Raw genomic sequence first — 21,385 nt, 5'->3', positions numbered from 1 at the left:
CTTCCTTCATGCGTCCTAGTGCTTCAGGATGGCCGGCATGTGGACCTGGCCACGCCGCGGGAAGAACACTTCCAGCATCGCGGCGAACGCGGGTAGCAGCGTGATCGCCATGACCATGTTCACGAGGAACATGAACGTGAGCAGCGCGCCCATGTCGGCCTGGAACTTGAGCGTGGAGAAGGTCCAGGTCGCGACGCCGATCGACAGCGTGATGGCGGTGAACACGGTGGCCAGGCCCGTCTCCTTCAGCGCGGCTTCCAGCGCCGGCGTGAACCCGAGCCCGTTCGCCAGCTGCACCTGCAGGCGGTTGTAGATGTAGAAGGCGTAGTCCACGCCGATGCCCACGGCGAGCACCATCACCGGCAGCGTCGCCACCGTGAGGCCGATCTCGAGCTTCTTCATGAACCAGTAGCCGATCCACGTGGCCACGGTCAGCGGCAGGCAACAGGCGATCATCGCCCGCCAGTCGCGGTACACCAGGAACACGAGCACGAGGATGGCGGCGTAGACGTACAGCATCATCGGCAGCTCGCTCGCCTCCAGCACTTCGTTCGTCGCGGCCTGCACGCCGGCGTTGCCGCTGGCGAGCTTCACGGCCACGCCATCGAGCGAATTCGAATCGCGGAACTGCTTGACCGCGCCGACCACGTTCCCGATGGTCGTCGCGCGGTGGTCGGGCAGGTACAGGTTGACGCCCTGCACGCGACAGTCGCTCGACGAGAGCCCGGCGATGCGGTTGTTCACGCCCTGGACCTGTCCGCCGAGCCCGCGCGGATCCCGCACCACGTTGAACATTTTCGGGCTGCCCTCGTTCATGCCGGCGTTGTAGAGCTTGAGCTGGCCGGCCAGCGAGTCGGTCGAGACCACGCCCGGGACGCCGCCCATGCGCCACGCGAATTCGTCGACGAACAGGAGCTCGTCGGCGCGCGAGCAGACCTCGCCCTGGCGGTCGGGCGTGGCCTCGAAGACGACGGTGAGCCAGTCCAGACCGACATCGAACCGATCGACGATCGCCGCGACGTCCTTGTTGTAGCGGGAGTCGGCGCGCAGCTCCGGTGCGCCGGCCTGCAGGCTGCCGACCTGGCGGCCCTGGCTTTGCCACACCGCGAGGGCAAAGATGGCGGCGCCGGCCAGCGTGACGATCAACGCGTTGCGCGGCTGCGCGATGCGCGCCACCACCCCCAGCCACGTGCTGCGCCGCTCGCGTTGCGCGAGCGCGCGGTTCGCGAACTGGGGCGTGAAGCGGAAGTACGACGCCGCGACCGGCAGCATCATCAGGTTGGTGACGATCTTGTAGCCCACGCCGATCGCCGCGGTGATCGCGAGTTCACGGATCATCGGGATCGGGATGAGGATCAGCGTGATGAAGCTCACCAGCGCGGTGATGAGTGCCAGGGAGCCGGGGATCAGCAGGCCCGTGAAGCTGTGGCGGGCGGCGATAGCGGAATCGGTGCCGTGCGCGACTTCGCGCAGGATGAAGTTGATCTGCTGGATGCCGTGCGAGACGCCGATCGCGAACACCAGGAATGGCACGAGGATCGCGAGCGGGTCCAGCCCGAAGCCGAGCAGGCGCAGCGTGCCGAATTGCCAGACCAGCGAGACGAGCGAGCAGACGAGCGGCAGGACCGTGAGGCGGATCGAGCGGCAATACCAGTAGACCGCCAGCGCGGTGAGCAGGAAAGCGATGCCGAAGAACAGCGCGACGTCCGATCCGCGATCGGCGATGTCGCCGATCTGCTTGGCGAAGCCGATGATCTCGATCTCGACCTGGTCGTTCTCGAACGGCTTGCGGATCTTCTCCTCGAGCAGGCGGTTGAACTGGATGTAATCCAGCTTCTGGCCCGTGCGCGGATCGACGTCGACGAGCTCCGCCGTGACCAGGGCGCTGGACTGGTCGCGCGCGACGAGGGTGCCGATGTGGCCGCCTGCGATCGTGCGTTGCCGCATCTTGTCGATCACCTCGGTCGACAGCTTCTCCGGCACGATGTCCCCACCGGCCACCGGTTCGGCCCGGAAGCCATCCTCGGTGATCTCGGTGAAGAACACGTTCGGGGTCCACAGCGAGGTCACGCTCGTGCGGTTCACGCCCGGGAGATAAGCGACGGCTTCCGTTGCCTTGAGCACCTGCGTCAGCGCGGCCGGATTCCAGATGTCACCCTTGCGGGCGTGAACCGCGATGGTCAGGCGGTTCGCGCCGAAGAGCTGCTCACGGTACTTCTGGAAAGTCTGGATGTACTCGTGGCCTTGCGGCAATTGCTTCTCGAAGCCGGCCTCCAGCCGCAGCTTCGATCCCTGCAGGCCCATGAGGACGGTGAATCCCCCGAGCAAGAGCAGGAAGAGAAGCCGATGCTTGAAGAGCAGCGCCTCGAGGCGGGTGATCAGGCGAGGCAACATTTAGAACGAGGTCGTGAAGCTGACGGACATGAAATTGCGATCGCGCATCAGGTTGCTGTCGCCGCCGCCCCAGTTGTGCGTGTAGTCCACGCGCATCTTGGTTTCGGGCTTTGTCTTGAAGTCGATGGTGGCGCCGACCACGGCGGCGCCCGCGCCACGCACGAAGCCCGGCAGCGGCGTCGCGGAGTAGCCTTTCACCCCTTGCGAGATGGCGATGTCCGGCGAGAGGGACGCACGCGTGCCGAAGACGTTGGGGTAGGTCACGCCCGCGGCGAACACGAGCCCCGCCGACAGCTTGGTCGGCTGCGTGTAGTCGGCCGTCACCGCGTACGGGATGCCGGCATTCAGTTTGAGGTTGGGGTAGTAGGCGGCCGCGGTTTCCGCGGTGATCGTGCCTTCGCTGGCGCCCAGCGCGCGCAGCAGCCATCCCAGCGACCCCGACGGCGAGAGGATGTGGATGCCGGTGAGGTGCAGCTGCCAGTGCTTGGCATCGACCGCACCGCGGCAGGTGGTGCCGACCGGCGCGACGGCAAAGTCGCCCAGGGCATTGCAGTAATACGGGTTGCTCGGGTCGATGACCGTGCTCGGGTCGATGCCGACGCTGTCCTTCGGGCGGTACGACAGCTCGGTGCCGATCGCCCATTCGCCCGCCTGGAAGTTGTACGAAGCCCCGAACAGGTTGCGCTTCTTCGCGTAGTCGCGGTAAACCTGCCAACCTAGGGGATTGGCCGTGGTGCCCACCACCTGGTAGGTGACGAACGGCACCTTGTCGCTGTAGCGGTAGTAATAGAAGCCCAGCTCGTCGCCGCTGTCCGGCAGCTTGTAGCGCAGGGCCATGCCCCATTGCCCGTCATGGTTCGGGCTGTTGTCCGGGGCGAGCGGCACGACGCTGCCGGTGCCGAATAAGGGACCGATCGGGTTGGCGTTGGGATCGGCAAGCTCATTGAAGCTCAGGCGGCGGTTGTAGGGCAGCCCTGTCGCGGGATTGGGCCCCGTGATGGTGGTGCCGGGGTCGCCGATGGTGCCGGGGGGCAGTGGAGGCACGCCGAAGCCAGCCAGCACCTGGTTGGCGGCCGACGTCGGGAACACGTAGCCCCGCGCGCCCTTGCCGAGGATGTCGCCGGTCGAGAAGAAGGTGCCCGGCGCATCGAACACGAACCCCTTCCACTTCCACTGGTAGAAGGCCTCGATGCCCAGGCCGGAGCCGAGCGACGAGTTGAGCGACACCATCGGCGAGGGGATGAACAGGTTTTTCAGCGGCGTGCCCGGCTGGTGCGCGGACGGCAGGTAGATCGGGTTGATCGAGTTCACGCCGCCCGGGATGAAGAGGTCTTCGCCCCAGCTGAGCACCTGGTTGCCCACCCGCACGCGCGCCTGCTGGCCGGCGAACTCGAATTCCTTGGTGACGTATGCATCGAGCAATCGCGGATTGCTGACCGCGAAATCCCGGGCATCCGGGTCGAGCCCGCGCTGCGTGTGACCGGCAGCGAAGTCGCGATTGACGACGCCGCGCAGCAAGCCGCTCCAGCCGTCGGTCCCCTTCACATACAGGTCGCCGGTCCATTGCAGGTTGGCGGAAGCCGGTCGGCCGCGCTTGTAGTTCAGGTTGCCGTCGTCCTCGTTGATGCGCAGGGTGTCCAGGCTCGACGAGAAGGCGGCGGGGTTGCTGTTCTGTAATGGCGTCGCCGCGTCGCCCACACAGCCGCCATTGTCGTTGCCGACGAACCTGCAGTTCGTCCTGGACGTGCGCATCACCACGCCGAACGAGACGGTCGAGTCCAGGTTCACCGACCAGTCGTTGTCCAGCGCCCATTTCGCCGCGTGTGCCATGCCGCCGTGCGCCGCGGCAATGACTCCCAGGGCTTTCGCGATCTTCCGCATGTTCATGTGGGTTTCTCCTCGGGGTGCTCGTGCTTATCTCGTGGTGATCCGGCGCAGGCCGTCCGGCTCGAAGGTCTTTTCTTTCACGCGTCCTTCACGCCCAGCGAGCCAGTCGGGCTCCCTGTAGCCGGCGAGGATGCGGTCGAACACGGCGCGGCGCGCCTGGTGGTCGTAGCTGGAATTGGCGGCCCAGACGCAAGCGGGAACTTCCCAGGCCATGTACGGGCCCATCTCGGTCGTGCGCCACACCTTGCCCTGCGCGTCGTACATGTCTTCCACGAGGACCGTCCAGCTATCCTCGTCGATGTAGAAGGTGCGCCTGGGGAAGGTGTGGCGCATCCCCTTCTTGAGGGTTGCCTCCACCACCCACATGCGGTGCAGCTCGTAGCGCGTGAGGTCGCGGCTGAGGAATTTCGGCTTCACCACATCGTCGGCCTTGGCCGCCGGCGTGTTGATCCTGTAGGTGTTGTAGGGGACGTAGACCTCCTTCTTGCCGACCAGCTCCCAGTCGTAGCGGTCCATCGGGCCGTTGAACTGCAGGTACTGGTCGACGACCTGCAGGTTTTCCGTGTTGAGGACGGGCGCGTCGTACTGGTAGGTCGGCGCCCGCCGCACGCGGCGCTGGCTCGCGAAGTACAGCCAAACGTCGTTGGCCTTGGAGAAGTTGTACTGCGCGAGCGTGGCGTCCCCCGCGATCGAGGGCGGGCTCGAGAAGACATTGAGGAGCTGGTACTCGATGTCGCGGGCGTCGGCGACACCCTTGTTCGCCGGCGACCACATCGGCGACATCTCCCACTCCTCCTGGGCGAGCGGCTCGCCGATGCTGTCGCTGCCCTTCGGCGGGATGTAGCCCGCATAGTTCATGTAGAACCCTTCGCCCTTCCAGTGCAGCTTGTGGTTCCACATCGCTTCGGCGCCGTTCTGCGGGATCGGGAACGGCACGGCGGCGCCGAGCGCTTCGGCCAGGTCATGGCCGTTCGAGGCGAGCTTGGCGGTCGTCGCGTTCTTCTTCGTGCGCTCGTAGAAGAACTCGGGGTAGCCGCAGGAGCGGTGGGTCGGGTAGACGTCCATCCGGTAGCCCGAGATGGTCTTGATCATCTCGACCTGGCCGACCGCCAGCTTGTCCTTGTACTTGTCGACGTTGGACGCGTCGATCGAGAACAGTCGCTTGTCGCTGGCGTAGGGGTCGGGGCGCGGCGTGCCGCGCTTCCAGCCGGCGGGCGCCTTCATGTCGCCGCCGGTCCATTCGGGGATGGTCCCTTCCTTGTTACCCGCCCGCTCGGCGCCCACCGGGGTCAGCCCCCTGCCGAGCCGCGCCGCGTCCTGGTCGGGAACCGCGCCAAAGGCCGCCGCACCGATCACCAGGGTGGCGCCGAAGAACAACGTCGTGTATCTCACCTGAGCCTCGCTTCCAGTCCCTCAATTGGACAAAATGACAAACGTAGTACGATTAGACAAACATAGCTCGCAAAAAAAAGGCGGCGCGCCGGCAGCGGCGACTCACGCCTTGCCGCAACCGGCCACGGCCACCGCCCGGATCTCGATGCACAGCCCCGGAAGGGCCAGCTCCGTCACCCCGACAGCGGTCCACGATGGGAAGCGGGCCGGGAAGTACTCGTCCTTGACCGCGGTGAAGGCCTGGATGTCACGCTGCAGGGCGGTGTGGAAGGTCGTCAGTTCGACGACGTCGGCCAGGCTCGCGCCTGCGGCCTCGAGGACTGCTTTCAGGGAGGCGAAGGCAAGCCGGGCCTGCTCCTGCATCCCGTTGCCGGGCTTCATCTGGGCGTCGATCCCGACCTGGCCCGAAACCCAGATCGTGCCTCCCACGCGGGTGGCGGGTGCGAAGTGGAAGGCGTCGTAAAGCGCCTGGAAGGGAGCGGGGACGATGGTTTGCCGTTGGGCGGTGGGGGACATGACGGGATCTCCTCGTGTGTAGGACAGATTACCAACGTTAGGTAATGATGACAAATAAATCCGGATAAACAAGACAGGGTATTCCCTGCCCCATCACCGGCTTGACATGTTTATCTATCTGTCCTATGTTGCTCTTACTGTCCTACTCAATTTCGATTTCTTCCCCATGAACGATCACGAAGCAAGCACACTCAGCCGGCGCCGGTTCATCAGTGCCGCCGCGGCGGCCGGTGTCGCGTCGCGCGCGCCCGCGGCCGTGCAGCGCGAGGTGCTGGATGTCGCGATCATCGGCGCGGGCCTGGCGGGATTGACCGCCGCGCGCGACCTCAAGCGCGCCGGGTGCGAATCGTTCGTCGTCCTGGAAGCGCGCGACCGCGTCGGCGGGCGGACCTACAACCACGACCTGGGGCGCGGCCTCGTTTCCGAAGCGGGTGGCCAGTGGATCGGCCCCGGGCAGACGGCCATTGCCGATCTGGCGCGCGAGTTGCGGATCGACACGTTCGATACCTGGTATCGCGGCAAGACCGTGTTCCTCGCGCCCGGCGCCAAGGCCGCCCAGGACCTCGAAGGTGGCGTGGGCGGCGGCGGGCCGATTGCCGACAAGCTCAGCGCGATGGCGCGTGGCGTGCCCTGCGGCGCGCCCTGGAGGACGCCGGATGCGGCGGAACTCGACAAGGTCTCGCTCGGCGAGTGGATCGCGCGGCAAGGCCCGTCCGAGGAAGACAAGTTCTCGTTCGGTCTCGCGGCGACCCTGTCGATCGGTGCGCCGCCGCGGCAGCTCAGCCTGCTGCACTACCTGTCGATGATCAACAGTGCCGACAGCAGCTACGCGAATCTCGAGTCCATCAAGGATGGCGCCCAGGAAAAGCGCTTCATCGGCGGCTCGCAGCTGCTCAGCCTGCGGATGGCGCAAGAGCTCGGTGGCAAGGTGAAGCTCTCCTGCCCCGTGCGCCGCATCTCCGGATGGGATCGCGAGAGCGTGGAGCTGCAGACGGACCGGGGCATCGTGCGGGCGCGCCGCGTCATCGCGGCTTTGAACCCGGCCCTGTGCAACCAGGTGGTCTTCGACCCCCCGCTGCCCACGGGCCGCGCGCAGTTGCAACGCCTCTGGCCGGCGCACGCACCCATGCGCAAGACCGCGCACGTGTACGCGCGGCCTTTCTGGCGGGACGACGGTCTCAACGGACAAGTCATGCCGATGGACGAGGGCCCCCTCCTGTGGTCGGTCGACAACTCGCCCCCGGATGGCTCGCTCGGCGTGATCAGCGCCTTCGTCAGGCCCGGCGCGCTGCCTTCCGACCCCAAGGCCGCCGAGCGGGAGCTTTCGGCGATCTATGCGCGCGCGCTGGGAAGCAAGGCGCTGCGACCGGTGCAGTACCACGACCTCGACTGGGGCAAGGCCGACCCGTGGTCGCTGACCTGCATCCATCCGCTGCCACCCGGCTTCTGGACGAAGTGGGGCGAGTTCCTCCATCCCCCGGTGGGTCGATTGATCTGGTCGGGGACCGAAACGGCTGACATCTGGGCGGGCGCGATGGACGGCGCGGTGCGCTCGGGACATCGGGCCGCGCTGCAGGCGCTGGCCGCAAGGAGTTGAAGATGGGTATTACGCAAGCAGTCAATCCACCATCGCGATTCGAAGTCCGGTTCGATTCGCTCTTCACCGCGGGCCGGGGCATGGTGTTCCCGTGCGACGAAGCGGGCCGCGTCGACCTCGACGCCTTGAGCGACCGCGGGCGGAACAGCTATCTCTATGCCCGCGCCATGATGGGCCGGCAGTACGCGGCGCCTCGCGTCGTTCCTTGCCGTCACGCGAGCGCCTGACCCCGTCAATGATGTTCGAAGAGTTCCTCCTGGCGTTGATGGTTGTCGCGCTGGCGCTCGGCTATGGCGCATGTGCCGCTCTGGTCGTCAGGAATTGCCGGGTGGCGGACGCGCTCTTCATCTGGGCTCTGGGCGCCGGCGGATCGATGCTGCTTGCCTCTCTGGGTTCGGCTTGCGCCTCCGTCTGTGACTCGGCACGCGCTCCGGACATCCACCCGCCATTCGTTTCCAAGGAGACCCGTCATGCTTGATGAAGACCTCGATGCCGATGGACTGAACATCCTGGTCGTCGACGATAACGCCGATGCAGCCTGGGCCTTGTCGACCCTGCTCGAAATGACGGGCCACCACACGCAGACAGCGTACGACGGGCTGGAGGCCGTCAGGGCGGCGACCCGCGAGCGCTATGACGCGGTGGTGCTGGACCTCGGCATGCCGGTCATGGACGGCTTCGAAGCCGGTGCGCTGCTCGCGCAGCTCGAACCTGCGCCCCTGCTCATTGCTTGTTCGGCGTGGGGCGATGCGGAAGCGCGCCGGAGGACGGCCGAGCTCGGCTTCGCCGCGCACCTGGCCAAACCCGTGCCGTTTTCCGTCCTGCAGGCCACGCTGAAACGCGCACGCCCGGCCGCGCACTCATCGATGCCCCATTCGTCGTAGCGGCAGTCCCGCTGCGTCAGCGTGGTCACCATTCCTGCCACTTACCGAACGGTCGGGAGTACGCACCGGTACCGGCGTGTCGCACTGCCACAATGCGCCGTCGTTGAAGGAGAAGGCTCGTGCTGCGCACCTTGCTGAAATCGAAGATCCATCGCGTCACCGTCACGCAGTGCGAACTGCACTACGAGGGCTCGTGCGCGATCGACGAGGACCTTCTCGACGCTGCGGACATCGTCGAGAACGAGCATATCCATATCTGGAACATGGCCAACGGCGAGCGCTTCATCACTTACGTGATCAAGGGCCAGCGTGAGGCCTGAGCCGGCGCCCATGACCTCCCAACTCGCCGAGCGCAGCGCGCGCGCCGTGTGGCATCCCTGCACGCAGATGAAACTGCATGAAAGCCGGCTGCCGGTCGCCATCGTGCGGGCGCAAGGTCCTTGGCTGCATGGTGCGGATGGCACCCGCTACCTGGATGGCATCAGCTCCTGGTGGGTGAACCTGTTCGGTCACTCGCACCCGTACATCAAGTCCGCCCTGGCGCAGCAGCTCGAACAACTGGATCACGTGATGCTGGCCGGCTTCACGCATGAGCCGGTGGTGGAGTTGTCCGAAAAGCTGGCGCAACTCACGGGCCTCGGCCACGCGTTCTACGGCAGCGACGGCGCATCGGCCACCGAGATCGCGCTGAAGATGAGCGCGCATTACTGGCGCAACATGGGACGCCCATCCAAGAACGGTTTCGTCGGCCTGGCGGGCGGATACCACGGCGAGACCGTCGGCGCGCTGGCAGTGACCGACATCCCCCTCTTTCGTGAGGCGTACGCGCCGCTGGTGCGGCTGGCCGCCGTGGCCCCGAGCCCGGATGCGAGAGTGCTCCATGCTGCGCGAACCGCCGCGAAGGCGCTGGAAGACTGGCTGCGGCACAACCACGAGACGACCGCCGCCCTCATCCTCGAACCCATGGTGCAGTGCGCGGCCGGCATGGTCATGCACGATGCCCAGTACCTGCGCCGTGCACGTGCACTGTGCGACGAATACGACGTGCACCTGATCGCCGACGAGATCGCCGTCGGCTTCGGCCGCACCGGCGCGATGTTCGGGCACCAGCACGCGGGCATCCGGCCGGACTTCATCTGCCTGTCCAAGGGATTGACCGGCGGGACACTGCCGCTGTCGGCGGTGCTGACGACCGACGCCGTGTATGACGCGTTCTACGACGATGATGTCGCGCGGGGGTTCCTGCACTCCCATTCCTACACGGGCAATCCGCTGGCCTGCCGCGCGGCGCTCGCCACGCTCGAACTGTTCGAACGCACCGACGCGCTCGCGCGCAACCGCACGCTGGCGCAGCAACTGGACCAGGCCTTCGAACCCTTGTCGCGCCATCCGCGCGTGAGGCATGCGCGTCAGCTCGGAATGATCTGGGCCTGGGACATCGAGGACGCGCCGCCGAACTTCGCGCGCGAATACTTCCGCCACGCGATCGCGCGCGGCCTGCTGCTGCGACCGATCGGCAATACGCTGTATGCCATGCCGCCGTACGTCCTGGACGACGAGGCGATCGAACACCTGGGGCGAGCGGCCCTGGCGGCACTCGATGCGACGCTCGCGATGGAGGCCGCATGAAGGGCTGTTTCGTCACGGGCACGGATACAGGTGTCGGCAAGACGCTCGCGGCCGCGGCACTGTTGCACACGCTTCAGCGTCATCATGCGCGTGTGGCCGGCATGAAGCCGATCGCCGCGGGCGCGACCCTCCACCGAGGCCGGTGGGAAAACGAAGACCTTGTCGCGCTGCGCGCCGCCTCGAGCTTCCGCGCGAACGTGGAGCTGGACAACCCCGTGTTGCTGCCGGAACCCTTGTCGCCGCACATCGCGGCGCGACGCGCGGGGACACACATCGATATCCGCGAATTGCGGCGCCGATACGAGCGCCTGGCCAATCAAGCCGACTTCGTCGTCGTCGAAGGGGCGGGCGGCTTCCATGTGCCGTTGACGGAGACCGAGACCGGCGCCGACCTGGCCGCGGTGTTGGCACTGCCGACGGTCCTCGTCGTGGGACTGCGCCTGGGCTGCCTGAACCATGCCCTGCTCACGTCCGAAGCGATCCGTGCGCGCGGTCTTGAACTCGCCGGCTGGATCGCGAACCGCATCGACCCGGCCATGCAGGTCCAGGAGGACAACATCGCCTACTTGAGCGCGCGGCTGCAAGCACCGCTTCTGGCCGACATCCCGCACTCCACGCGACCCGAGGCGAGCGAGGTCGCCATCGACCTGCCGCCTGCATGGAGGATTGCGCGATGAGCTCCTGGATCGACGCGTTCCCGTCGCGGATCGAGGAGATCGACGCTCGGCACCTTCTGCGCAAACGGCGCGAAGTGATTCCACAAGATGGCGCGTACGTGCTCGTCGATGGTGAGCGCATGCTCGCCTTCTGCAGCAACGACTATCTGGGCCTGGCGCAGCACCCGGCGCTGGTCCAGGCCGCCTGCAAGGGTGCGCGGGAATTCGGCATCGGCTCGGGCGCCTCGCCCCTGGTCAGCGGACACAGCGCCGCGAACGGCCAGCTCGAACGCGAACTGGCCGCCTTCGTCGGCCTCCCACGCGCCTTGTATTTCTACGGCGGGTACGCGACGAACATCGGGATCATCCCGGCGCTGGTCGGCGAAGGCGACGCGCTGTTCTCGGACGCGCTCAACCATGCGTGCCTGATCGATGGCGCGCGCCTGTCGCGTGCGCGGATTCACCGCTATGCGCATGCCGATCTCCAGGCGCTCGAGCGCGAACTGGCGGGCAGCACCGCCCGCCGCAAGCTGGTCATCAGCGACGCGGTGTTCAGCATGGACGGCGATCTGGCCGACATCCCCGGCCTGCTGGCGCTGTGCGAGCGGCACGACGCGTTGCTGCTGCTGGACGACGCGCACGGCTTCGGCGTGCTCGGGCCGCAAGGACGCGGCGCCCTCGCCCACTTCGACCTGACCGGCGCCACCGCCTCGCGCCGCATCGTCTACATGGCGACGCTGGGCAAGGCTGCCGGCGTGGCCGGCGCCTTCGTCGCGGGCCACGACGCCATCATCGAGTGGCTGCTGCAGAAGACCCGCAGCTACATCTTCGCGACGGCCGCGCCGCCTCTGCTCGCCTGTGCACTCAGCGCCAGCCTCGGGCTGATCGAGCGGGAAGACGACAGGCGCAAGCGCCTGCGCGACCACATCGATCAATTGCGTCGAGGCGTGGCGCCGCTCGTGGAGACGTCGGGCTGGCAGCTCGGCGTTTCCGCCACGGCCATCCAGCCGCTGGTCATCGGCGGAAACGCACAGGCGCTGCACGTGATGGAAGGCCTGCGTGCTCGCGGACTGTGGGTCCCGGCGATCCGGCCGCCGACGGTGCCCGAAGGAACGGCCCGCCTGCGCATTGCATTGTCCGCCGCCCACAGCAAGGCGGACATCCATCGGCTGATCGCGGCGCTGGGCGAACTGGCTTCGGCTGCGACCTGCTTTTCAAACGATCGCGGCTGAAGCCGAATGAGATCTTCACGTATGCATGACCGCCCATCCAAACCGCTTCGCCGGGAACCGTTCTCGCGCGACAGGGGCGCCCCGGCCGAAGGAAGATGGGAGCAAGCCATCCTTCGCTTGCTGCTGGCGCAGGATGGCTCGACGACACGACTGCTTGAAACGATGACCGGTGCCGCGATTTCCGTGCATGTCGTCGACCAACGCCTCGTTGGCGAGCTGCCCGGAGAGCTCGACGGCGTTCTGCCGGGCGATCGGTTCCTCAGGCGCGTCACATCCCTCCATGCGGTGGGGCATGTGCTGCTGGACAGCCTTGCGTACATCGCCATCGATGCGCTCCCCCCGCCCTTGGTGCAGGAACTGGAAAAAGGAATCCGCCCGATCGGCCACGTCCTTTCGGACGTGTGGACTCGACGCACGCAGCGCGAACAGGACAGGCGCTTGCTCGAGGAGCTGTGGAGCGCTGTGGGCGAGCCCGACCTGCTGGCGTCGCGCTCGCAGTGCATCCATACACTGCGGGCGCCCTGCATGCTCGTCGCCGAAACCTTTCGCCGCGGTGTCCTCGCGCACATCCGCTAATTCGTCCGCCCGCGCGCTGCAGGATGTGACGCGATCCGCAAACGCACCGAAGTTCAGAGCGCCGCATGCGCGCGCGGCCTGCGCTTCAGCGCGTGGGCGGGCGCCGAAGCTCTTGTGCCAGGCCGATCAGGATCTTCTCGGGACCACGGATGTAGCAAAGCCGATAGATGTCCTGGTACTGCACCACCTCGCCAACGAGCTCCGCACCCAATTTTCCCAATCGCGCAAGCGTGTCGTCGATATCCTCCACCGCGAACATGACGCGCAGGTACCCCAGTGCGTTCACGGGCGCGCTGCGGTGATCGGCGACCACGGGAGGCGACAGGAACCGGGACAACTCGAGCCGGCTGTGACCGTCCGGCGTGCGCATCATCGCGATTTCGACCTGTTGCGAGCCGAGGCCGGTCACGCGGCCCGCCCACTCTCCCTCGATGGTGGCGCGACCCTCGAGCTCGAGGCCGAGTTCAGTGAAGAACTCGATGGCTGCGGATAGATCTTCGACAACGATCCCGACGTTGTCCATTCGTTTCACGCTCATGATGTGTCCTTTCGCTTGGAGGCCGGGGGAGATGCAACCTAAGCCCGAGCCCGGCGCAGCACCCGATTGACCAGTGACCCGGCATAAAGATTCAGCGCCAGCCCGCCGATCACCAGCGCGGCGGCGAGCAGCTTCCAGCCCTGCAGCGGCTCGCCCAGCAGCCAGGCCGAGGCGCTCATGCCGAACACCGGCACGAGCAAGGCCGTGGGCGCGACGGTCGCCGCCGGATGGCGGGCGAGCAGCCAGTTCCACGCGGCGTAGCCGAACAGCGTGTTGCCCACGGCCTGCCACGCCACGGCGGCCCAGCCGGCCCAGGTGGAAGCCTGCAACGATGCGGCGATCGCATCGCCGCCGTGCACGAGGAACGCCAGCGCGAAGAGCGGCGGCAGCGCGAACGGGCTCGCCCACACGATGAAGGCGAGCGGGTTCACGCGGCGGGCGCTGCGCACGACGACATTCGCGCCGGACCACGACGCCGCGGCGCACAGCACCAGCACGAGTCCCAGCGGCGTGACCGACGCGCCGCCGCCCACGGCGTGCCAGCCGATGGTCGCGATGCCGCCGATCGCCAGCGACATCGCCAGCACCTGCGCCGGGCGCACGCGCTCGCCGTGCATCAGCATCACCATGCCGATCGTGAAGAACACCTGCGTCTGGATGATGAGGGAGGCCAGGCCCGGCGTGACGTCGTGCTGCATCGCGAGGAACAACAGGCCGAACTGGCCGGCGCCGAGCAGAATGCCGAAGGCCGCGAGCTTGGCCCAGGAGACCTGCGGCCGCGGAATGAAGAAGATCCACGGCACGACGCACAGCAGGAAGCGCAGCGCGGCGAACAGGAAGGCCGGAAACTCGGCCAGCCCCCACTTGATCACGACGAAATTCGTGCCCCAGACGAAAACGACGGCCAGGGCGAGGAGCAGGTGCGTGAAAGGCATGCTGCGATGGTCGCACGCGCGTTGCGGCAGTGCTGATGAAAAGGACGCGCGGGAATGATGCGCGCGCGGAATGAATCCGCGCTCACTCCACCCGTTCGATCCCCGTGGGTTTGAATCCCAGCTCCGTCGTCTTGCCCTTGCGGCCGCGGCCGGCCTTCGCGTTGTTCAGCGACCGGATCTCCAGCACCTCCTCGCGCTCCTTGTCGCGGCTCGTGCCCGTGATCTTCACGCTGCGCGTGTAGGCGGCAGCACCGACGAGTTCGTCCTTCTTCTCCAGGTCGATCAGCAGCAGGCCGCGCCCGCCATTGGGCATGGCCTTCAGCTCGGAGATGTCGAAGGTCAGGATGCGCTTCGCCGCCGAAATGCAGCAGACCTGCGTCGCGGGCGGCTGCGGCGCGACGTTCGCGGGGGAAGGACGGCACACCGATTCGCCCTCGCCCACGCTCATGAAGGCCTTGCCGGCTTTCAGGCGCGACATCATGTTCTCCACGGTCGCGATGAAACCGTAGCCGCCGGTGTTCGACAGCAACAGCCACGCGCCCGGCGCTCCGGCGAAGTAGTGCACGAGGTGCGTGCCGGGCTCGAGCTCGACCAGCGTCGTGACCGGCTGGCCGTCGCCGCGCGCACCGGGCAGCGTCGACACCGGCACGGTATAGACCCGGCCGTTGCTGCCGAAGGCGAGCAGCGTGTCCACCGTGCGGCATTCGAAGGTGGCATACAAGCCGTCGCCCGACTTGAACGCGAAGCTGGCCGCTTCGTGGCCATGACCCTGGCGTGCGCGCACCCAGCCCTTTTGCGAGACGACCACCGTCACCGGCTCGTCGACCACCTTGATCTCGGCGACGGCCTTCTTCTCGGCCTGGATCAGCGTGCGGCGCGCGTCGGCGAACTGCTTGGCGTCGGCCTCGATCTCCTTGACCATCAGGCGGCGCAGCGCGGCCGGGCTGCCGAGGATCTCTTCGAGCTTCTTCTGCTCCTCGCGCAGGTCCTTGAGTTCCTGCTCGATCTTGATCGCTTCCAGCCGTGCCAACTGGCGCAGGCGGATCTCGAGGATGTCTTCGGCCTGCCGGTCCGACAGCTTGAAGCGCGCAACGAGCGCGGGCTTCGGTTCATCCGAGTTGCGGATGATGTGGATCACTTCGTCGATGTTCAGCAGGACGATCTGCCGGCCTTCGAGGATGTGGATGCGGTCCAGCACCTTGTCCAGGCGATGGCGCGAGCGCCGCTCGATCGTCTGGTGGCGGAACTCGATCCACTCGGTCACCAGTTGCCGCATCGACTTCTGCACTGGCTTGCCGTCCAGGCCGATCGCCGTCAGGTTCACCGGCGCGGACGTTTCGAGGCTGGTGTGCGCCAGCAGCGTCGTGATCAGATCGCCCTGCTCGATGCGGCTGGTCTTCGGCTCGAACACGATGCGCACCGGCGCGTCCTTGCTCGATTCGTCGCGCACGGCGTCGAGCACCGCGAGCACGGTCTGCTTCAGCTGGATCTGCTCCTGCAGCAGCGCCTTCTTGCCCGCCTTCACCTTGGGGTTGGTGAGCTCCTCGATCTCCTCCAGCACCTTCTGTGCGCTCACGCCCGGCGGCAGTTCGGTGACCACGAGCTGCCATTGGCCGCGCGCGAGATCCTCGATCTTCCAGCGCGCGCGCACCTTCAGCGAACCGCGGCCCGTGCGGTAGGCCTCGGCGATGTCGGCGGCCGCGCTGATCACCTGCCCGCCGCCCGGAAAGTCGGGGCCGGGGACGATCTCGAACAGTTCGTCGTCGGTGAGCCTGGGGTTCTTCACCAGCGCGATGCACGCATCGGCGATCTCGCGCAGGTTGTGGCTGGGGATTTCGGTCGCCAGGCCGACGGCGATGCCGCTCGCGCCGTTGAGCAGCGTGAACGGCAGGCGCGCCGGCAGTTGCTGCGGCTCCTGCGTGCTGCCGTCGTAGTTGGGAATGAAAGCGACGGTGCCTTCGTCGATCTCGTCCAGCAGCAGGTTCGCGATGCGAGCCAGGCGCGCTTCGGTGTAGCGCATCGCCGCGGCGCCGTCGCCGTCGCGCGATCCGAAGTTGCCATGGCCGTCGATCAGCGGATAGCGCTGCGAGAAATCCTGCGCCATGCGCACCAGCGCGTCGTACGCCGCCTGGTCGCCGTGCGGATGGAAGCGGCCCAGCACGTCGCCGACCACGCGCGCGCTCTTGACCGGTCGCGCGCCGGCCGCGCCGTTATAGGAAAGGCCCATGCGGGCCATCGAATAGAGGATGCGCCGCTGCACCGGCTTCTGGCCGTCGGCCACATCGGGCAGTGCGCGACCCTTGACGACCGAGAGGGCGTATTCGAGGTAGGCGCGCTGCGCGTACGAAGCGAGGCCGAGGTCGTCGCCACCGCCGTTGCTGTCGAGGGAAATGAGTTCTTGTTCCACGTTCAGTAAAGGTCCTGCGTGTCTGGCATCTCTTTGGCGACACTTGCGTTCGGCATTTCTGCAGGCAGGTTGGCGCGACCCGGGATCTCCATACGGACCCGCGCCGGGCCGCGCAGCGACGACGGCGGCTTGAGCATCGCGTACAGCTGCATCACCGTCTTCACATAGTTCTGCGTTTCCCTGTAATTCGGCACCTGCCTGCCGGCACGCATCACGGCGCCCTCGCCCGCGTTGTAGGCGGCGAGCGCGAGGTCCAGGCGGCCGGGGAACAGGTCCAGCAGGTACCGCAGGTATCTTGTGCCGGCCTTGATATTGACGGCGGGGTCGGCCAGCTTGCCGGTCACGCCGTAACGCTGCGCGGTCTCGGGCATCACCTGCATCAGGCCCACTGCCCCCTTGGGCGACACGGCGTGGGCATCGAAGCCGGACTCGGTGGCGATCAGGGCCTTGAGCAACTCGAGATCGATGTCGTTGGCGCGAGAGGCGGCGCGCAGGTGATGCTGCACCTGCTTGTAGCTGGTCGAGATCTCGAAGAAGGCGATCAGCTTCGATGCGGCCGCGGAAGGCACGGCCACGGGACGCGGCGTGCCGACGCCGGCCGACGTGTCGAAGCTTTCGCCGCCACGGAAGAAAAGCTCGTACCGCTCGTCCACCTTCTCGGCCGCGAAATGCGCGACGCCGTTGGCGTCCACGTAGCCCCAGACTTCCGCCCGTGCAGGCGTCGCCAGCAGGAGCGCGAGGCCGGATGCGGCAAGGAGGGACGCGAACCGCCTCATGCCCGCAGCTCCAGCCCGAGCGAACGGCGCCCCATGAACTCCGAGTGCAGCATCGACATGACGATCAGCGACTCGTAACCTTCGGCCGTCTTCACCGCGTCGCGCAATTCGCCGTCGACGACGAAGCCTTCGCTGTCGTACAGGGCCTTGGCGCGCGAGTTGCGCCTCTTCACATCGAGCCAGAAACGATGCGCGCCGAGATCGTCGAAGGCGATCTTCTTGGCCATGCGCAGAGCGGCGCGTCCAAAGCCGGCGCCCTTGGCCTGGATCACCATGCGTTTCAGCTCGATCGCCTGGTTCGGGTTGCGGCAGCCGATCAGGATCACGAAGCCGACGGCCGACAAATCCTCGCCGCCTTCGACGACGAAGTGGCGGAAATCGGGGAAGCGGATCGCCGCCTCGTGCTGCGTGCGCTCCCACGGCGTGATGAAAGGGACGTTCTCTTCCGCCTGCTCCAGCGACACGATCCAGTCGAGGTCGCTCGACATCGTCGGGCGCAGCCGCACGCGGGCCGTGGTGCGGTCCGGCGAGCTGGCAGCGAAGTTGGCGGCGGTCACGAGTTTCGTCTCAGATGTCCACTTCCACGGCATCGCCGTGGAGTTCCATGAGCTCGCGGCGGGCGGCGGCCTCGCCCTTGCCCATGAGCTTGGTGATCAAGCTTTCGGTCTGCAGGAAGTCGAGTTCGCCGAGCTTCACCTGCAGCAGCCTGCGCGTGTCGGGATTCAGTGTCGTCTCCCACAGCTGCTCGGCGCTCATCTCGCCCAGGCCCTTGAAGCGGCTGATGGTCCAGGCTCCTTCGCGGACGCCCTCCTTGCGCAGCTTGTCGAGGATAGCGGTGAGCTCTCCTTCGTCAAGGGCGTAAGTCTTCGAAGCCGGCTTTTTCCCGCGCGCGGGCGCATCCACGCGGAAGAGCGGCGGCCGGGCGACGTACACGTTGCCCGCCTCGATGAGCTTGGGAAAGTGCCGGAAGAACAGCGTGAGCAGGAGCACCTGGATGTGCGAGCCGTCCACGTCGGCATCCGACAGGATGCAGATCTTGCCGTAGCGCAGGCCCGAGAGGTCCGGGCTGTCGTTGGGCCCGTGCGGATCCACCCCGACCGCCACCGCGATATCGTGGATTTCGGTATTGGCGAAGAGACGGTCGCGCTCGACCTCCCAGGTATTGAGCACCTTGCCGCGCAGGGGCAGGATGGCCTGCATCTCCTTGTCGCGGCCCATCTTCGCGCTGCCGCCGGCCGAATCGCCTTCGACCAGGAAGACCTCGTTGTGCGAAACGTCGCGGCTCTCGCAATCGGTGAGCTTGCCCGGCAGCACGGCCACGCCCGAGCCCTTGCGCTTTTCGACCTTCTGGCCGGCGCGCTGGCGCGACTGCGCGGCCTTGATCGCGAGTTCCGCGAGCTTGCGGCCGTATTCGACGTGCTGGTTCAGCCACAGCTCCAGCGCCGGGCGCACGAAGCTCGGCACGAGCCGCACCGCATCGCGCGAATTCAGGCGCTCCTTGATCTGGCCCTGGAACTGCGGGTCGAGCACCTTGGCCGACAGCACATAGGAGGCGCGCGCGAAGACGTCTTCCGGCAACAGCTTCACGCCCTTGGGCAGCAGCGAATGCAGGTCCACGAAGCTCTTCACCGCGTTGAACAGGCCGTCGCGCAGGCCGCTCTCGTGCGTGCCGCCGGCCGACGTCGGGATCAGGTTGACGTAGCTCTCGCGCACCGGCTGGCCTTCCTCGGTGAAGGCCACGCACCACTGGGCGCCCTCGCCCTCGGCGAACTGGTCGTTGTTCTGCGCGAAGCCCTCGCCCTCGAACAGCGGGATCACCGGGTCGGCCGTGAGCGTCTGCATCAGGTAATCGCGCAGGCCGCCCTTGTATTGCCAGCTTTGCGTGTCCTTCGTCTTCTCGTTGACGAGCGACACGGTGACGCCCGGCATCAGCACCGCCTTGCTGCGCAGGAGGTGCGCGAGCTCGGCCAGCGGCAGCTGCGCCGTCTCGAAGTACTTCGCGTCGGGCCACACGCGCACCGTCGTGCCCTGGCGGCGCTCGCCTTCCTGCAGTTTGCGGATATGGAGTTTCTCGATGACGTCGCCGCCCGAGAACACGACCTTCGCAACCTGCCCCTCGCGGTGCGTGGTGACTTCCAGGCGCCTGGCCAGCGCGTTGGTCACCGACACGCCCACGCCGTGCAGGCCGCCGGAGAAGCTGTAGGCACCGCCCTTGCCCTTGTCGAACTTGCCGCCCGCGTGCAACCGCGTGTAGACCAGCTCGATCACCGGCGCCTTTTCTTCCGGATGCAGGCCGAACGGGATGCCGCGGCCGTCGTCTTCAATCGAGACCGAGCCGTCGGAATGCAAGGTGGTCTTGATGCGCTTGCCGTGGCCGGCCAGCGCCTCGTCCGCCGCGTTGTCCAGCACTTCCTGGATCACGTGCAGCGGGTTGTCGGTGCGCGTGTACATGCCGGGCCGCTGCTTCACGGGCTCCAGGCCCTTGAGCACGCGGATCGAACCTTCGGAGTAGTCGCTCGGGGATTTGGTTGCCATGGGAGCCGGGATTGTAGTTGACTGTATGGAAATACAGTCACCCCGGCGCCGTGGGTTTATTCCCCGCCCGCTACATTCGCCGCATGCAGCAACAACGCCTTTCCATGACCCAGGTGCTCGTCTGCGGCGCCATGATCGTCACCCTCTCGATGGGCATCCGCCACGGCTTCGGGCTGTGGCTGCAGCCGATCACGCAGGCGCAGGGCTGGTCGCGCCAGACCTTCGCGTTCGCGCTGGCGCTGCAGAACCTGGCCTGGGGCTTCTTCGGCATCTTCGCGGGCATGGTGGCCGACCGCTTCGGCGCCTTCCGGGTGCTCGTCCTCGGCAGCGTGCTGTACGGCCTCGGGCTCGCGGGCATGGCGCTGTCCACCAATGCCCTGCTCTTCGCCGCGACCACGGGCTTGCTGATCGGCGCGGCCCAGGCCGGCACGACCTACGCCGTGGTCTATGGCGTGATCGGGCGGCAGGTGGATCCCGCCAGGCGTTCGTGGGCCATGGGTGTGGCGGCCGCGGCCGGCTCGTTCGGGCAGTTCCTGATGGTGCCCGTGGAAGGTTTCCTGATCCTGCATGCGGGCTGGCAGGAAGCCCTGCTGACCCTCGCCCTCTTCGTGCTGCTGGTCTCGCCGCTGGCCTTCGGCCTGCGCGAGCCCGGCTTTGCAGGCGGCGCGGCCCCGCATCGCGAGCAGACCGTGGGCCAGGCCTTGCGCGAGGCTTTCAAGTACCCCAGCTTTCAGCTGCTGATGGCCGGCTACTTCGTGTGCGGCTTCCAGGTCGTCTTTATCGGCGTGCACATGCCCAGCTACCTGAAGGACAAGGGCCTGTCGCCGCAGGTCGCAAGCTACGCGCTGGCGCTGATCGGCCTGTTCAACGTGTTCGGCACCTACATCGCCGGCACGCTCGGCCAGAAGCTCGCCAAGCGCAAGATCCTCGCGTTCATCTATCTCGGACGCGCGATCGCGATCGCGGTCTTCCTGTGGGCGCCGCTCACGCCGATCTCGGTCTACATCTTCTCGGCGGTGATGGGTTTCCTGTGGCTCTCGACGGTGCCGCCGACCAACGCCACGATCGCGCAGATCTTCGGTGTCGCGCACCTGTCCATGCTGGGCGGCTTCGTCTTCTTTTCCCACCAGATCGGCTCGTTCCTGGGCGTCTGGCTGGGCGGTTTCCTGTACGACCGTACCGGCAGCTACGACATCGTGTGGTACATCGCGATCGCGCTCGGCCTCTTCGCGGCGATCGTCAACCTGCCCGTGCGCGAGGCGCCGATCCCGCGCGCGCAGCCCCGGCCGGCATGAAAGCCCGGATCGCCCTCTACGCGGCCGCGGTCGCGGCGCTGCTGGCCGTGTTCGCGCTGTACGCGAAGCCGCAGATCATGGTTGCCGTGGCGGACATGGTCTGGGCCTGTTTCCAGTAAAGGCGCCGGCGGCGCGG

At 66.9% G+C, this 21,385-nt stretch carries 20 protein-coding genes and 1 pseudogene; 11 read left to right on the top strand and 10 right to left on the bottom strand.

Translation table 11 applies throughout. The features are described from left to right. Positions 1–15: 15 nt before the first annotated feature. From AC3EF3_RS06920 to AC3EF3_RS06905, 4 genes are all read right to left on the bottom strand, one after another. The gene (locus AC3EF3_RS06920; protein ID WP_488531418.1) at positions 16–2,394 is read right to left on the bottom strand and encodes an efflux RND transporter permease subunit; all 2,379 of its coding nucleotides are present in this window, start codon (positions 2,392–2,394) and stop codon (positions 16–18) included. Beyond that, positions 2,395–4,281 (bottom strand): DUF1302 domain-containing protein, encoded by a 1,887-nt coding sequence (locus tag AC3EF3_RS06915; RefSeq protein WP_488531417.1) that lies wholly within the window; start codon positions 4,279–4,281, stop codon positions 2,395–2,397. Positions 4,282–4,308: 27 nt separating this feature from the next. Then, positions 4,309–5,673, bottom strand: a complete 1,365-nt coding sequence (locus AC3EF3_RS06910; RefSeq protein WP_488531416.1) for a DUF1329 domain-containing protein — start codon at positions 5,671–5,673, stop codon at positions 4,309–4,311. A 102-nt stretch (positions 5,674–5,775) separates the two neighbouring features. Beyond that, positions 5,776–6,189 (bottom strand): RidA family protein, encoded by a 414-nt coding sequence (locus AC3EF3_RS06905; RefSeq protein WP_488531415.1) that lies wholly within the window; start codon positions 6,187–6,189, stop codon positions 5,776–5,778. Positions 6,190–6,355: 166 nt separating this feature from the next. On the opposite strand from AC3EF3_RS06905, the gene AC3EF3_RS06900 reads away from it, so the two are divergent. The 9 genes and pseudogenes from AC3EF3_RS06900 (at position 6,356) to AC3EF3_RS06860 (ending at position 12,763) form a co-directional block, all read left to right on the top strand. After that, complete coding sequence (locus tag AC3EF3_RS06900) at positions 6,356–7,786, top strand: flavin monoamine oxidase family protein (RefSeq protein WP_488531414.1); 1,431 nt, start codon at positions 6,356–6,358, stop codon at positions 7,784–7,786. A gap of 2 nt (positions 7,787–7,788) precedes the next feature. Continuing rightward, complete coding sequence (locus AC3EF3_RS06895) at positions 7,789–8,013, top strand: hypothetical protein (RefSeq protein ID WP_488531413.1); 225 nt, start codon at positions 7,789–7,791, stop codon at positions 8,011–8,013. A gap of 8 nt (positions 8,014–8,021) precedes the next feature. Continuing rightward, positions 8,022–8,264 (top strand): hypothetical protein, encoded by a 243-nt coding sequence (locus tag AC3EF3_RS06890; RefSeq protein WP_488531412.1) that lies wholly within the window; start codon positions 8,022–8,024, stop codon positions 8,262–8,264. Further along, positions 8,257–8,670 carry a response regulator gene (locus AC3EF3_RS06885; protein ID WP_488531411.1) on the top strand — a complete coding sequence of 138 codons (414 nt, stop codon included), beginning with the start codon at positions 8,257–8,259 and terminating at the stop codon, positions 8,668–8,670. Before AC3EF3_RS06890 ends, AC3EF3_RS06885 begins: the two co-directional genes overlap by 8 nt. A gap of 119 nt (positions 8,671–8,789) precedes the next feature. Continuing rightward, positions 8,790–8,981, top strand: a pseudogene (locus tag AC3EF3_RS06880) (aspartate 1-decarboxylase); the annotation flags it as partial. 19 nt (positions 8,982–9,000) lie between these two features. After that, entirely contained in the window at positions 9,001–10,299 is a 1,299-nt protein-coding gene (locus AC3EF3_RS06875) for an adenosylmethionine--8-amino-7-oxononanoate transaminase (protein WP_488531410.1), read from the top strand. After that, complete coding sequence (gene bioD, locus AC3EF3_RS06870; RefSeq protein WP_488531409.1) at positions 10,296–10,976, top strand: dethiobiotin synthase; 681 nt, start codon at positions 10,296–10,298, stop codon at positions 10,974–10,976. Before AC3EF3_RS06875 ends, bioD begins: the two co-directional genes overlap by 4 nt. Further along, positions 10,973–12,187 carry an 8-amino-7-oxononanoate synthase gene (bioF, locus tag AC3EF3_RS06865; protein ID WP_488531408.1) on the top strand — a complete coding sequence of 405 codons (1,215 nt, stop codon included), beginning with the start codon at positions 10,973–10,975 and terminating at the stop codon, positions 12,185–12,187. The genes bioD and bioF overlap by 4 nt, the downstream gene beginning before the upstream one ends. A 117-nt stretch (positions 12,188–12,304) precedes the next feature. Then, on the top strand, positions 12,305–12,763 hold the full coding sequence (locus tag AC3EF3_RS06860; RefSeq protein WP_488531407.1) for a chorismate--pyruvate lyase family protein: 459 nt from the start codon (positions 12,305–12,307) through the stop codon (positions 12,761–12,763). A gap of 85 nt (positions 12,764–12,848) precedes the next feature. On the opposite strand, the gene AC3EF3_RS06855 is transcribed toward AC3EF3_RS06860, so the two are convergent. From AC3EF3_RS06855 to AC3EF3_RS06830, 6 genes are all read right to left on the bottom strand, one after another. Next, on the bottom strand, positions 12,849–13,301 hold the full coding sequence (locus AC3EF3_RS06855; protein WP_488531406.1) for a VOC family protein: 453 nt from the start codon (positions 13,299–13,301) through the stop codon (positions 12,849–12,851). A 38-nt stretch (positions 13,302–13,339) separates the two neighbouring features. After that, entirely contained in the window at positions 13,340–14,236 is an 897-nt protein-coding gene (locus tag AC3EF3_RS06850; RefSeq protein ID WP_488531405.1) for an EamA family transporter, read from the bottom strand. Between the two features lie 82 nt (positions 14,237–14,318). Continuing rightward, the gene (parC, locus tag AC3EF3_RS06845; protein WP_488531404.1) at positions 14,319–16,643 is read right to left on the bottom strand and encodes a DNA topoisomerase IV subunit A; all 2,325 of its coding nucleotides are present in this window, start codon (positions 16,641–16,643) and stop codon (positions 14,319–14,321) included. A gap of 2 nt (positions 16,644–16,645) precedes the next feature. Then, positions 16,646–17,419, bottom strand: a complete 774-nt coding sequence (locus AC3EF3_RS06840) for a lytic transglycosylase domain-containing protein (RefSeq protein ID WP_488531403.1) — start codon at positions 17,417–17,419, stop codon at positions 16,646–16,648. Further along, the gene (locus tag AC3EF3_RS06835; RefSeq protein WP_488531402.1) at positions 17,416–17,976 is read right to left on the bottom strand and encodes a GNAT family N-acetyltransferase; all 561 of its coding nucleotides are present in this window, start codon (positions 17,974–17,976) and stop codon (positions 17,416–17,418) included. The genes AC3EF3_RS06840 and AC3EF3_RS06835 overlap by 4 nt, the downstream gene beginning before the upstream one ends. Before the next feature lie 10 nt (positions 17,977–17,986). Next, positions 17,987–19,954, bottom strand: a complete 1,968-nt coding sequence (locus AC3EF3_RS06830) for a DNA topoisomerase IV subunit B (RefSeq protein ID WP_488531401.1) — start codon at positions 19,952–19,954, stop codon at positions 17,987–17,989. Between the two features lie 83 nt (positions 19,955–20,037). On the opposite strand from AC3EF3_RS06830, the gene AC3EF3_RS06825 reads away from it, so the two are divergent. Together AC3EF3_RS06825 and AC3EF3_RS06820 are read left to right on the top strand one after the other, a co-directional pair. Next, positions 20,038–21,249 carry an MFS transporter gene (locus AC3EF3_RS06825; RefSeq protein WP_488531400.1) on the top strand — a complete coding sequence of 404 codons (1,212 nt, stop codon included), beginning with the start codon at positions 20,038–20,040 and terminating at the stop codon, positions 21,247–21,249. Beyond that, positions 21,246–21,368: a hypothetical protein gene (locus AC3EF3_RS06820; protein WP_488531399.1), complete on the top strand. Its 123-nt coding sequence runs from the start codon at positions 21,246–21,248 to the stop codon at positions 21,366–21,368. The genes AC3EF3_RS06825 and AC3EF3_RS06820 overlap by 4 nt, the downstream gene beginning before the upstream one ends. Positions 21,369–21,385 lie beyond the last annotated feature (17 nt).

It is taken from the genome of Ramlibacter sp. GS1-15 (genome assembly GCF_057785015.1).
This window is presented reverse-complemented; position numbering and strand designations above follow the sequence as displayed.